The sequence below is a fragment of the Shewanella sp. MF05960 genome (assembly GCF_050849305.1).
Taxonomy (GTDB): Bacteria; Pseudomonadota; Gammaproteobacteria; order Enterobacterales; family Shewanellaceae; genus Shewanella.
In genome coordinates, this window is sequence record NZ_JBOZPS010000035.1 from 1 (window position 1) to 13209 (window position 13209).

The following is a 13209-nucleotide window of genomic DNA, read 5'->3' on the forward strand; positions in this document are numbered from 1 at the left end:
AACATTTTTTGCCAAATCAATCGCAATAGTGGTAACTTTCATGGTGGACGCTCCTTAAGTAACTGTATGGTTCAACATCAGTTTGGCGCATTGACGCCGTATTAGGGAGCGTCCATCTCATCACCCATATACTGACCAATGGAGACTCATCCGAAGGCGGTATATTTTGTGCGTTAACTGAGAGATTATTTTCGACCCTAGATGGTGTTCTTATTGCACGAGATACAGAGGCCCACAAATTATTTTTTTTATTCAACTGCCACATTAATCGTATATTGGGTTGGATTTCTAAACCTGTGTAGTCAAAGTGTTCAACTCGTGTTGCTAAAGTAAGCCACAATTCATCATCTATCAACGTCATCTCATCACGAACAAATGTGCTCCACAAATGAGTTCGAGTTGATGCTGACTTACTGCTTACAATAATCGTACTTTTGTCAAAATCGTCATTTATGAAGCGGTAACCTAGCCCCCAGACAATGTTATGGTTTTGCCCTACAAGCAGTTGATGTTGGAAATCAACATCAAGAGTTTCACTACTAAAACCATACCAATCATCATCTCTTTTTGCATAATCGTAGTAAGTTTGCAGACTATATTGAGAGGTTGGCGATAGCGCTTTAGTGAACTTTGATAACAGATTAAAGCCATCGCTGTTTACGTCATCATTATTATATTCAATATATGATGGACCAACCAATGTTGGATAATAGGATGTCTGCTGCATTTGAGTGCGATACCAATCACTGCTCAACATTAGGCTTGTGCCGGTCTCAAGCTCTATATCAACGCGGCCCCCAACTTGCAGGTGCGTCCAGTCGTTATCTTTATCAACACTTGTAGAAGGACCCACAAGATAATCCCCGAGATCCTGCTGATCATGCTCAAGGGAGTCTTTACTATGACCTTTTACATACACTCTTGATGTAGCGTTATCGGATAATTTGGAACCATAACGAAAACCTGCAAATCCTTGTTCATAATCACCAGCGCCTAGTTCTGCATAACCGCCAGAGGTGTCCGCACTGTGTTTGGTGATAATATTAATAACACCATTTACAGCATTAGCCCCCCACATAGCAGCACTAGGACCCCGTATCACTTCAATACGTTCAATATCGGCCATCAGTGTATCTTGCACTTCCCAATAGACGCCTGAAAATACGGGTGAATAAAGGGTTCTACCATCCATCAACACTAATAACTTGTTGTTGTAGCGGCCGTTAAACCCACGACTACTGATAGCCCACTTTTGCGAGTCAATCTGGGCTACATGAAGTCCGGGCACATCGCGAAGAGCTTGCGGGATTGAGGTTGCCCCAGAATGACGAATATTTTCGCTCGATATGACATAGATTGCAGCAGGTGAGTTAGATAAAGGCTGCTTTTGTTTAGATACCGAGGTGACTTCAACATTCAGTAATTCTTGTAGACTTAGATCGAAAGAGGTCGGCTCGGCAGCGATGACTGCAGAGCTTGTGAACAGGCCCAATAATGCAGCATAAGAAGTAACTTTTAACTTTAACATTTTCAACAATTCCTTCACTGTTCTAATAGCAGGTGTGTCAATCTAATGATTAAAGCATCAAAAATTACACTATGAATCTACGCGATAAAGCTAAAAAAAGTATGCTGTAGGGCAACATTATGTACTATTTTTGGGCAATTCAACATTAAAGGAACCAACAAATCGATCCGTTTGTAAACTTATGCTCATTTTTAAGATCTCAAGCATGAATGTCAGCACCATCAAGCTCGGCATTTTTCGTGATTGATACGTAGGCTGAATGCGGTAGTAAATGACTTCATTGAAGATCACTTGATTACTATTGACGGTAAAATATCGCGGCATTTATTGTTTTGGTACGTAATCACTCATGTTTGGACACTCTTTTTAAATAACCAAATACAATTTAGTGGTTTAATCCTAAAAGAAAGTGTTTGTTTAATTCCATCAAACGTGAATAAACACCCATGGCGTCACACGTGTTGCCGAGTACATAGTCTTCATTACAATTTCACGGTTACATAAACCATGTAAAAAAACGAAGACAATCTTTTAATCTTAATAATCAATTGGATAGATTATTTCTAAGTGGTTTCAACAAAAAGATTGTCTTCGTTGAATTCAAATAGTCTTCGTTTTAATTCCTTCAATTCACTAAACCGCCAGCCCAGCAGCAACACCAGAGCTCCATGCCCATTGAAAATTAAACCCGCCTAACCAACCACTTACGTCCATTACCTCACCAATAAAGTATAATCCTGGGACGCTATTTACTTGCATGGTTTTTGAAGATAACTCATTGGTATCGACACCACCTAAGGTAACTTCTGCGGTGCGATATCCTTCAGTGCCATTCATAACAATTGACCAGTCATTTAAGCTTTGAGCGAGTTGTTCACGCTCGCCGTGGCCGAGTTGGTTTAAGGCTTTATCTAATTGTGCTTCTTCATATAATGCTTCAACTAAACGTTTTGGTAACCAATGGCTGAGGGTATTGCGTACACTTTGTTTGGGATGATTTTTAAGCGCGAGTTCGATTTTTTCTAACGCATTTTCACCCGGTAATAAATTAATTGAAATTGCTTCGCCAGCGAGCCAATAGTTAGAAATTTGCAATACTGCAGGGCCAGACAAACCACGGTGGGTAAACAATAATGCTTCGCTAAATTGAGTACCATCTTGTGCGGTGATTGTTGAAGGAACGGCGATGCCCGATAATGCTTCAAAACGCACTTTTTGGTCGGCATGCCAAGTAAAAGGCACTAAACCTGCACTGGTGGGCAATACGGTTAAGCCGAATTGTTCGGCAAGTTTATACCCGTATGGCGTAGCCCCTAATTTGGGCATCGATAATCCACCAGTGGCGATTACTAGCGATGTGCAACTAAAGTCACCATTTGAGGTACTTAAGCTGAAGCCACTCTCCGTTTTACTTACCGAGAGCATTTCTGTGCGCAACTTTACCTTAACCCCTGCCCATTCGCACTCGGTCATCAACATGGTGACGATGTCTTTGGCTGAATCGTTACAAAAAAGCTGACCGTGATCGCGCTCGTGATATTCAATACCATGGCGTTCAACCAACTCAATAAAATCACTTGAGCGATAACGCGCTAGAGCCGATTTAACAAAGTGTGGATTGCCACAAATAAACTGATGCGGCTCAACCTTTTGGTTAGTGAAATTACAGCGGCCACCGCCGCTAATCAAAATTTTACGACCAGCTTGTTTGGCATTGTCGAGCACCAACACATCACGACCTCGATAGCCCGCTGTTGCAGCACACATTAACCCTGCTGCGCCTGCACCGATAATGATTACGTCATGATGTTTCACGTTTAACTCCACACTGTTCAAATTGGTTATTTGTATTAAGAGTTGCACTTTAAAATGCAAAAAAGGATGCTATTTTAGCATCCTTTTTGATATCTACTCACGGTTAACTTAGCTGCTCTGTTGCACTATTTTTTGAGTGTTTCAGATTTTTTGTCTCGGCTAAGTAACTCTTTTGCTGCTTCCACTGGCGCTTTACCTTGGTATAGCACTTGATAGATTTGCTCAGTGATGGGCATTTCTACCCCTAGGCGTTTGGCTAAAGTAAACACTTCTTTGGTGTTACGGTAACCTTCAACGACTTGACCAATTTCATCTTGTGCGGTCATCACATCTTTACCTTGGCCTAGCGCCAAACCAAAGCGGCGATTACGCGACTGATTGTCGGTACATGTCAGCACTAAGTCACCTAAACCTGCCATCCCCATAAAGGTAGATGCATCGGCGCCAAGCGCTTCACCTAAACGAGTCAGCTCGACTAATCCACGGGTAATTAATGCCGTACGTGCATTAGCACCAAAGCCAATACCGTCTGACATACCTGCACCAATGGCAATAACGTTTTTAACCGCGCCGCCTAGCTGGATACCAGTAAAGTCGTCGTTAGCATAAACACGTAAACGTTTTGGGCTGTGGAGTAGTTCAACTAAGTCGTGGGTGAACTGAGGGCAAGTACCTGCAACCGAAATGGCTGTAGGTAAGCCTGCGGCGAGCTCTTTCGCAAACGTTGGGCCTGACAATACCGCTAATGGGTAATGTTCTCCTAACTGCTCACGTGCAACGTCTTGTAATAAACGGCCAGTTTCAGGCTCTAAACCCTTGGTAGCCCATACAATACGTGCATCTTCGCGCAATAATGGCTTAGCTTGTTTAAGCACATCACCAAATACATGGCTTGGTACAACAACCAAAATATTCTTGCTAGCGGCTAAGGCTTTACCTAAGTCAGGTTCGATTGCTAAACAATCAGGAAACTGAATGCCAGGCAAAAACCGTTCATTGCTGCGGCTGTCTGCTAATACTTGCATGCTTTTAGGATCGTGACCCCAAAGCAAAGTCTTATGGCCGTTGCTTGCCAAAGAAATAGCAAGGGCGGTGCCATAAGACCCCGCCCCTAATACCGTAATTTCGGCAGTGTTACTCATAAATTATGCTGTTGCTTCTTCAGTTGCAGCAGCTTGACGCTGTTGAACATACTGAGCAAATAGTGCGTCAAAGTTAACTGGCGCTAGGTTTAGTTGTGGGAATGTACCACGGCCAACTAAGTTACCCACTAATTCACGTGCGTATGGGAACAACACGTTAGGGCAGTATGCACCTAAAGAATGAGCAAGTTGCGGCTCTGTTAAACCAGAGATAGAGAAGATACCCGCTTGCTGTACTTCACATAGGAATGCTGTTTCGTCGCCATTTTTTGCGGTAACAGTAAGCGATAAAATCACTTCGAATGTGTCATCAGACAATTTGTTGCTGCGAGTGTCTAAGTCTAATTTTACTTCTGGGTTCCATTCTTTCTGGAATACAGCTGGGCTGTTTGGCGTTTCAAAAGACAAATCCTTTGTATAAATACGCTGAATGTTAAATTGTGGTGCTTGTGCTTCGTTGTTTGCGACTTCAGCCATAATGTCCTACCTATATATGTGTTATTTAGCTTTTCTGTGAAGCTAATTGTGTTGGGCTTTCGCAGCTAATAATCAATCGATTGACTTATCGTTAGTGCTGTCCCGTAAAGTTGATTTTGCTGAAAAGCTTTCAACAAAACCTTGTTTATAAGCAGTGCTAGCGCATTCCCAATTTGTTAACACTGCATATATTAAGCGGCGTATTAACGCTTGCTTTTAACTACGGGTAAATTTGCACCCTGCCATTCGCCCATGCCACCTTTAAGGTTGAACACGTTTTCAAAACCTTGTTTAATAAGGAGTTGAGCTGCTTGTGACGATGTCATACCTGAGTTACATACTATTATAATGGGGCTAGTTTTGTACTTTTCAAGGTTTGATACTTGATTATTTTTAATTTCAGACAAGGTCACGTTTAGTGCATCAACAATGTGGCCTTTCTTAAATTCTTCTTTACCGCGTACATCAACAACTTTGGCATCTTGCTTGTTAACCATGATGGTTAGCTCTTGATGACTGACGTTTTTCACTTTTGATGTACCAGATTTAATGACACTCACTACTAGCGCCACAAACAAACCGACCCACGCTAAACTTAACATTGGATTAGCTTTAAAAAATTCCATGTACTCTTGCATAATTACTGATTTCTCTGACGATGACTAAGATGAGATGCCACCGAGTATATCGTTTTGCTTGTTAGTTTTCATTAGTGAAACGCCTAAATAACGTGTTTATTCGTGACCGGCGCCACTTTAATGAATGCTTTAGTTATATCTTCAAACCTATATGGCTTTTGCACGCTATCGATAAGTAGTAATATTCATACAATTGAAATTTTATAACACTTCCATTTTTAACTTAAAAGGTACTTGCAAATGACTAAGAAACGTCCTTTAGCACTACTTATCCTTGATGGCTGGGGCTACAGTGAAGATACGCAAGATAATGCGGTTTTTCATGCCAATACTCCTGTCTTAGATAAGCTCAATGCCCAATACCCTCACAGTCTTATTTCAGGTTCTGGAATTGATGTTGGATTACCCGATGGCCAGATGGGCAACTCTGAAGTGGGTCATATTAATATTGGCTCTGGTCGAATTGTGTATCAAGAACTCACTCGTATCAGTAAAGCCATTGCCGATCATGAGTTTGAAAAAAATGCTGCTCTTTGCGACGCTGTAGACAAAGCTATTGCTGCAAATGGTGCGGTGCACCTCATGGGACTATTGTCTGCCGGTGGTGTACACAGCCATGAAGAGCACATTGAAGCTATGTGTCGTATGGCTGTTGAGCGCGGTGCAACAAAAGTCTACTTACATGCCTTTTTAGATGGCCGTGATACGCCACCCCGTAGCGCTAAAAATAGTTTGGTTCATTTTGATGAGCTATTTGCCTCATTAGGTCATGGCCGTACTGCATCAATTATTGGTCGTTATTTTGCAATGGACCGTGATAATCGTTGGGATCGTGTGTCGCAAGCCTACGAATTAATTACTGAAGGCAAAGGTAAGTTTAGCTACACAAGCGCACCAGAAGCACTTGAAGCGGCTTATGCGCGTGATGAAAATGATGAGTTTGTTGCTGCATCTGCCATTGTTGATGCTCAAGGCCAAGCGGCAGAGTTAAACGACAACGATGCGTTAATTTTTATGAATTTCCGCGCCGATCGTGCTCGCCAAATCACTCGCACTTTCGTGAATCCTGATTTTGATGGTTTTAAACGTAATAAAACACCAAAAATCAACTTTGTGATGTTAACAGACTACGCGGCAGACATTAACGCTCCGGTAGCCTATCCATCAAGTGATTTAGTGAATACCTTGGGTGAAACCCTGCAAAACTTGGGTAAAACCCAGCTGCGTATTTCGGAAACTGAAAAATATGCTCATGTGACTTTCTTTTTCAATGGCGGCAAAGAAGAGCCATTCAAAGGAGAAGATCGTATTTTGATTCAGTCGCCTAAGGTTGCTACGTATGATCTGCAGCCTGAAATGAGCTCGACTGAATTAACCGATAAATTGGTCGCGGCGATAGAATCGACAAAATATGATGTGATCATTTGTAACTATCCCAATGGTGATATGGTCGGCCATAGCGGTAACTTTGATGCCGCAGTTAAAGCTTGTGAGGCGGTTGATGCCTGCATTGGTCGTGTTGTTGAAGCATTAGCTAAAGTTGATGGCGAATGCTTGATTACTGCCGATCATGGTAATGCCGAAAAAATGAAAGATCCTTCTAACGGACAAGCATTTACAGCTCACACCAGTAACTTGGTGCCGTTCGTTTATGTCGGTCGTGATGCCGTAATAAAAGATGGTGGACGTTTGAGCGATATTGCGCCAACTATGTTAACCTTGATGGGCCAAAGCATCCCGAAAGAAATGAGTGGACGCTGTATCATTGACCTTAAAGAGTAAACATTAACTCGTGATAACTCGTTTATTTATTAAAGCCAGCATTGTTGCTGGCTTTCTAATCCTTTCATGTACGGCAAATAGTGCTGACCTGACCTCTCGTCAATCGGCGTTAAAGTCTATTCAAGCACAAATAAACCAACAGCAAAACTCGCTAAAAGATACCAGTAAACAACGCGAAAAGCTGATCGCTTTATTAAAAAGCGATGAACAAGCCATTGCTAAAGCGGCGCAAAAAGTTAATCAATCACAAACCTCTTTATCCGCCGTTAATACCAAATTACGCGAATTAGACAAACAACAAGTCGAGCTCGCCACCGTAAAAAGTAGTCAACAAGAAACCTTATCAAAACAATTATCTAGCGCATATCTTGCGGGTAATCATGACTACACAAAAATGATGTTGAATCAGCAGAACCCGGCAACCGTTGAGCGCATGCTCGCTTATTACCAATTTTTAAATAATGCCCGAATTAAAGCGATTAAACAGCTAAAACAAACCAGCATTGATTTAGATAAAGTGAAGCAACAGCAAGTAACTTCACAACAAAAACTCAATGCATTGGTAATTGAGCAAAAAAAGCAGGCCCAGCAATTATCGAAAGAACAAGGGCAGCGTAAACAAACGCTAACCCAGCTTCAGCGAACCTTGTCGAGCAAAGGTGCTGAACTAGAACAATTGCAAATAGAAGAAGCCAGTTTAAAACGTATAGTTCAGCAAGCCATGGTTACCGCTAAGGCCAACCCCACTATGGACGGTTTAGCCAATCAACGCGGCAAGTTAAAATGGCCGACTAAAGGCCGAATGAGCAAACGCTTTGGCAGCAGTCGTTCAGGGCAAATTGTTTGGAAAGGTAGTGTATTGGCCGCACCTGAAGGGCAAAACATTTATGCTGTCGCATCAGGTAAAGTCATTTACGCAGATTGGTTACGCGGGTTTGGTATGGTGTTAGTTATTGACCACGGCAAAGGCTACATGAGCTTATATGGCCATGCACAAACACTGTTAAGACAACCTGGTGACATGGTTAAAAGCGGGGACTCTATTGCCCTTGTTGGTAGCTCAGGCGGACAAAGCGAACCAGGGTTATACTTTGAAATACGTAATAAGGGTAAGGCGGTCGACCCTGCTTATTACTGCCGCTAAGATTTTCGTTATGCCTTATGTTAATAAACAATTGCACTGCTAACTAACAGGCCGTTTTAGGCTGTGAATTGTAACTATAAATCGACCGAATGAATAATCAGATAACCATAACCCATAAAAAGATAAGTTAACGTGCGAATTCAATTCATTATTTTACTTTGCTTGTGCAGTATATTCCCTGCAAGCGCTGCTAAGTTAGCCATTATCATTGATGATATTGGTTATCGGTTAACTGACGAAGCCGCATTAACGCTACCGCAAAACATTACCTTATCAGTATTACCTCATACACCTTTGGGCCAAAAACTGGCTAACGATGGTCACAAAAAGGGTCACGAGATCATGTTGCATCTGCCTATGCAGGCCTTAAACGGTAAAGCATTAGGTCCAGGTGGGTTAACTAACGACATGAGTGAAGCACAAATAAAACAGCAGCTACAATCCGCATTTAATAGCATTCCTTTTGCCAAAGGGGCTAATAATCATATGGGTAGCTTATTAACCCAAATGGACGATCCTATGTTATGGGTGATGCAAAGCCTCAAGCAACAGCAACTGTTTTTTGTCGACAGCGTGACGACTAAATACACTAAGGCGAGTGATACGGCGAATCAACTTGGAGTGCCATTACTCAGAAGGCATGTATTTTTAGATAATGATGTCAGTCCACGCGGACTTGAAAAGCAGTTTAAGATAATGATCCAAAGGACAAAGCAGCAAGGTAAGCTCGTTGCCATTGCACATCCTTACCCTGAAACCATTCGCTTTTTACGTGCTAATCTCGCCCGTTTAGAAGCCAATGGTATTGTGTTGGTGAAAACCTCGCAGTTATTTGATGACATTAACCTTGCCACCTCAAATCAAGCTAATCCAACTGCAACACTGAAATAGACAAGTCAGGTAACGTTGCCAAAATATCAGACCGATTATCAACAATATCAGCCAAAGTATATTGGTCGAGCACAGCCAGATATGCAGCTACAGCTTTACCTAACACGCCTTTGAGCTTACAAATAGGCGTAAAACGGCAATAAGGCGATTCACAATCAATTGGTGCGAGCGAATGCTCTAAATCACGGATCAATTGGCCTAAATGGAGCTGATCAGCAGTTTTAGCAAGCTTGAACCCACCACTTTTACCGCGAATAGTCTGCAAATAGCCCAACTTTCCTAACTGATGAATAATTTTAGCCACGTGGTTCGACGATAAATCAAATACGCTGGTGACTTCTGCAATTCGAAACAAGGTTTCTCGCTCTGGTTGCACCGCGAGATACATTAAAATCCGAATACCAAAGTCCGTATATCGAGTCAATTGCATGATTTAAATTATCCAAAGTAAATAATAATCGAAGGTTAGCATGTCGAAGATTCTAAATCAGTGATCAACCATAAAGCTTGCTCATTTGTCGTACCACAAACGTCAATACTTGCAGAAAACGCTCCGCAGACATCGGGACGCTCTGGTTGACCGAAAATCATACACAGATTGTCGTCATTCAATTGAATACAACGCACACCAGCAGGTTTACCATTTGGCATCCCCGGAATGGGGCTGGTAATTGAAGGTGCAATGCAGCAAGCACCACAACCCAAACGGCAATTCATAAGTATTCCTACTGATTATAACGACAGATTTTATTTAAAAACAATGCCATATAGACATGTTTAATTACATTATTCGGACACACAATAATTGAAACAACAGGCAAGCTGAGGCAAGTTATCTGTGATACTTTTTCATGACCACTATATCGGCGTATATTAGATCACATTTTAGTTTTTAAGCATTAAACCGACAACAATCATAGTGGTACAGTAGACTCTCTTCAGAAATAAGGAAATTACCAATGAAACGTCCAGTTATTCTCGATTGCGACCCAGGCCATGACGATGCCATCTCATTAATTCTAGCACTAAGCTCAGACAAGTTAGACGTCCTTGCAGTGACGACCAGCGCCGGTAATCAAACGCCAGATAAAACCCTCAATAATGCTTTACGTGTGCTCACCTTACTTGGCAGACATGATATACCTGTGGCAGCAGGAGCACCTAAACCTTTAGCGCGCGAATTGATTATTGCAGACAATGTGCATGGCGAAAGTGGTCTTGATGGCCCCAAGTTACCCGATCCCGCATTTGCACCTGTCAACCAAACAGCAATTGAGCTGATTGCAGAAAAAGTCAAAAACAGCAAACAACCGGTGACGCTCGTTCCTACCGGTCCACTGACTAATATTGCGCTATTTTTATCTGCTCACCCAGAGCTACATCATAATATCGACAGTATTGTACTTATGGGTGGCGCAGCAGGAGTAGGCAATTGGACACCCGCTGCTGAATTTAATATTTTTGTCGACCCTGAAGCCGCTGATATGGTGTTTAAATCGGGTATTCCAATCGTTATGTGTGGCTTAGATGTTACTCATGAAGCGCAAATTATGGATGAAGATATCGAGCGTATAAGAGTCATTAACAACCCAATTGCACAATGCGTTGCTGAGTTACTCGACTTCTTTATGATTTATCATCGAGATCCTAAATGGGGCTTTACCGGTGCGCCGCTTCATGATCCATGCACCATAGCCTGGCTTTTAAATCCGTCATTATTTACCGCTGTAGATTGTTGGGTTGGCGTTGAAACCAAAGGCGAACATACTCAAGGTATGACTGTGGTCGATCGCTATCAATTAACAGGCAAGCCACACAATACAAAAGTATTGTTTAATATCGACCGTAAAGGATTTGTCGACTTTATTGTTGAGCGTCTAAACGATTACTAACCCATCAATGTCATGCAGATGTTGTCTGCATGACAACAAAGGATATTCATGAGCACTTTATTAGTCGTCGGCAGTGCTAATGCCGATCACGTTCTGACATTTGATAAGCTTCCTCACGCTGGTGAAACCTTAATATGTCAACAATACCGCTTAGAATTAGGCGGTAAGGGAGCAAATCAAGCTGTCGCAGCTGCACGCTTACGTGGTTCACAACAAACGGTGAGCTTTATCTCTGCTCTAGGTGACGACGCTAATGCCAAAACGATGCGCGACGCATGGACCTCTGATGGAATCGATCTAACGGGTTGCTATCAAATACCTGGTCAGAGTACTGGAACAGCGATGATTTTTGTTAATCAGCTGGGTGAAAATAGTATCGGGGTAGTCCCAGGTGCAAATGCATACTTATCAACTCAGCACATACAACAACAGCAAGTATCATTTATCCAGGCAAAATATATGCTTATCCAACTAGAAACGTCTATCGAGAGTGTTCATGAGGCTTTATTGTTGGCGAGAAGGCATCAATGCACAACAATACTCAATCCAGCACCTGCTGCAAAATTGCCTGATGACATACTGAGCTTGGTAGATATCATTACACCCAATGAAACCGAAGCGTTCACACTGACTGGGATAAAAGTTGTTGATCAAAGCAGCGCAGCTAAAGCAGCTAATTATCTTCATAAACAGGGTGTTAATAAGGTCATTATTACCCTTGGCAGTAAAGGCGCATATATTAGCGAGCAAGGTTCTGGACAAATCATACCAGCACCCATAGTCAATGCGGTTGATACGGTAGCTGCTGGGGATACATTTAATGGAGCATTGATGGTGGCATTAGATGAGGGACATAGGCTTATAGATGCGGTTATCTTTGCCAATAAAGCATCGTCAATTGCGGTGACTCATCATGGCGCCCAAAGCAGTATTCCTTACCGAGATCAATTAAATTAATCATCACAGCCATTTTGCTTGACCATGACAGAGAATCTACAAACAATGCCGATGGAATGACTAAGGGATCGCGATAACATTCTTATCTAACAGAGCTACCGCCCCAACTTCAGTATTAGTTTTAAATTTCAGATACAAAAAAGCCTCGTCGTTAGATGAGGCTTCGATGTCATTAGCGTAGCAGACACTGATTGTGATAAAAATGAACCCGCGACATCAGTTTAACAAGCCGCCTGTCGCTTATAGAAACTCTACCACCCGAATAAATAGGGTGAATACCAATCAATCTCGGGAATTTCAGCCTCGTGAACATTGCGTCCTAGCTGAGCTACCGCCCCAACTTGAGTAATCGCTTTAAATTACAAATACAAAAAAGCCTCGTCGTTAGACGAGGCTTCGATGTAATTGGCGGAGCGGACGGGACTCGAACCCGCGACCCCCGGCGTGACAGGCCGGTATTCTAACCAACTGAACTACCGCTCCTTTAGCAAGTTGCTTACGCAAGATGCTAAATGCTTTTTAAGTCGCTAGTATGTCAACACTAGGAGACTTGCTCTTTCGAGCCTCTCTTTTCAGAGAAATTTAGCGCCTGGAAATGACCTACTCTCACATGGGGAGACCCCACACTACCATCGGCGATACTGTGTTTCACTTCTGAGTTCGGAATGGGATCAGGTGGTGCCACAGCTCTATGGTTTCCAGACAAATTTTGTTTATCTAACGCTATCTTTAGCATTAAATAATAATTCGGAAAGCTGATTGCTTATACTCTTATCTAGAGATTCGCTTATTTGAGTTCTCGCACTATTTAAGTGTCCCATCCTAATACTAAGTCGTATCAGTAAAACCCATCTGGGTTGTATGGTTAAGCCTCACGGGTCATTAGTACAAGTTAGCTCAACGCCTCACAACGCTTACACACCTTGCCTATCAACGTAGTAGT

Annotated in this window: 12 protein-coding genes, 1 tRNA gene and 2 rRNA genes; 5 read left to right on the forward strand and 10 right to left on the reverse strand. The window is 42.3% G+C overall.

Features of this window, described 5'->3' with window-relative positions; genetic code table 11:
* Positions 1-16: 16 nt before the first annotated feature.
* The 5 genes from ACROAE_RS20055 to ACROAE_RS20075 all read right to left on the reverse strand — a co-directional run bounded on the left by ACROAE_RS20055 (position 17) and on the right by ACROAE_RS20075 (position 5600).
* On the reverse strand, positions 17-1528 hold the full coding sequence (locus tag ACROAE_RS20055; RefSeq protein WP_432405910.1) for a TonB-dependent receptor plug domain-containing protein: 1512 nt from the start codon (positions 1526-1528) through the stop codon (positions 17-19).
* Between the two features lie 633 nt (positions 1529-2161).
* The gene (locus ACROAE_RS20060; RefSeq protein ID WP_432405914.1) at positions 2162-3343 is read right to left on the reverse strand and encodes an NAD(P)/FAD-dependent oxidoreductase; all 1182 of its coding nucleotides are present in this window, start codon (positions 3341-3343) and stop codon (positions 2162-2164) included.
* Positions 3344-3468: 125 nt separating this feature from the next.
* Positions 3469-4485, reverse strand: coding sequence for an NAD(P)H-dependent glycerol-3-phosphate dehydrogenase (gene gpsA, locus ACROAE_RS20065; protein ID WP_432405917.1), 1017 nt, complete (start codon positions 4483-4485; stop codon positions 3469-3471).
* Between the two features lie 3 nt (positions 4486-4488).
* Positions 4489-4962, reverse strand: a complete 474-nt coding sequence (gene secB, locus ACROAE_RS20070; RefSeq protein ID WP_188958027.1) for a protein-export chaperone SecB — start codon at positions 4960-4962, stop codon at positions 4489-4491.
* Positions 4963-5165: 203 nt separating this feature from the next.
* On the reverse strand, positions 5166-5600 hold the full coding sequence (locus tag ACROAE_RS20075; protein WP_432405921.1) for a rhodanese-like domain-containing protein: 435 nt from the start codon (positions 5598-5600) through the stop codon (positions 5166-5168).
* A gap of 240 nt (positions 5601-5840) precedes the next feature.
* Here ACROAE_RS20075 and gpmM point away from each other — a divergent pair, with 240 nt between their 5' ends.
* From gpmM to ACROAE_RS20090, 3 genes are all read left to right on the forward strand, one after another.
* The gene (gpmM, locus tag ACROAE_RS20080; protein WP_432405924.1) at positions 5841-7382 is read left to right on the forward strand and encodes a 2,3-bisphosphoglycerate-independent phosphoglycerate mutase; all 1542 of its coding nucleotides are present in this window, start codon (positions 5841-5843) and stop codon (positions 7380-7382) included.
* A 10-nt stretch (positions 7383-7392) separates the two neighbouring features.
* Positions 7393-8526 carry a murein hydrolase activator EnvC family protein gene (locus ACROAE_RS20085; protein ID WP_432405927.1) on the forward strand — a complete coding sequence of 378 codons (1134 nt, stop codon included), beginning with the start codon at positions 7393-7395 and terminating at the stop codon, positions 8524-8526.
* 132 nt (positions 8527-8658) lie between these two features.
* Complete coding sequence (locus ACROAE_RS20090; RefSeq protein ID WP_432405930.1) at positions 8659-9417, forward strand: divergent polysaccharide deacetylase family protein; 759 nt, start codon at positions 8659-8661, stop codon at positions 9415-9417.
* Here ACROAE_RS20090 and ACROAE_RS20095 read toward each other — a convergent pair.
* The gene (locus ACROAE_RS20095) at positions 9392-9847 is read right to left on the reverse strand and encodes an Rrf2 family transcriptional regulator (RefSeq protein ID WP_432405933.1); all 456 of its coding nucleotides are present in this window, start codon (positions 9845-9847) and stop codon (positions 9392-9394) included. The two genes, ACROAE_RS20090 and ACROAE_RS20095, sit on opposite strands and share 26 nt — an antisense overlap.
* A 35-nt stretch (positions 9848-9882) precedes the next feature.
* Positions 9883-10134, reverse strand: a complete 252-nt coding sequence (locus tag ACROAE_RS20100) for a YkgJ family cysteine cluster protein (RefSeq protein ID WP_432405936.1) — start codon at positions 10132-10134, stop codon at positions 9883-9885.
* 242 nt (positions 10135-10376) lie between these two features.
* On the opposite strand from ACROAE_RS20100, the gene rihA reads away from it, so the two are divergent.
* Complete coding sequence (gene rihA / locus ACROAE_RS20105; RefSeq protein WP_432405940.1) at positions 10377-11309, forward strand: pyrimidine-specific ribonucleoside hydrolase RihA; 933 nt, start codon at positions 10377-10379, stop codon at positions 11307-11309.
* Between the two features lie 48 nt (positions 11310-11357).
* A complete protein-coding gene (gene rbsK, locus ACROAE_RS20110; RefSeq protein WP_432405944.1) occupies positions 11358-12266 on the forward strand; it encodes a ribokinase in 909 nt (302 codons plus the stop codon).
* 406 nt (positions 12267-12672) lie between these two features.
* Here rbsK and ACROAE_RS20115 read toward each other — a convergent pair.
* The 3 genes from ACROAE_RS20115 to ACROAE_RS20125 form a co-directional block, all read right to left on the reverse strand.
* Positions 12673-12749, reverse strand: a tRNA-Asp gene (locus ACROAE_RS20115).
* A 104-nt stretch (positions 12750-12853) separates the two neighbouring features.
* Positions 12854-12969: ribosomal RNA gene (gene rrf, locus ACROAE_RS20120) — 5S ribosomal RNA — on the reverse strand.
* A 158-nt stretch (positions 12970-13127) separates the two neighbouring features.
* Positions 13128-13209: ribosomal RNA gene (locus ACROAE_RS20125) — 23S ribosomal RNA — on the reverse strand; the annotation flags it as partial.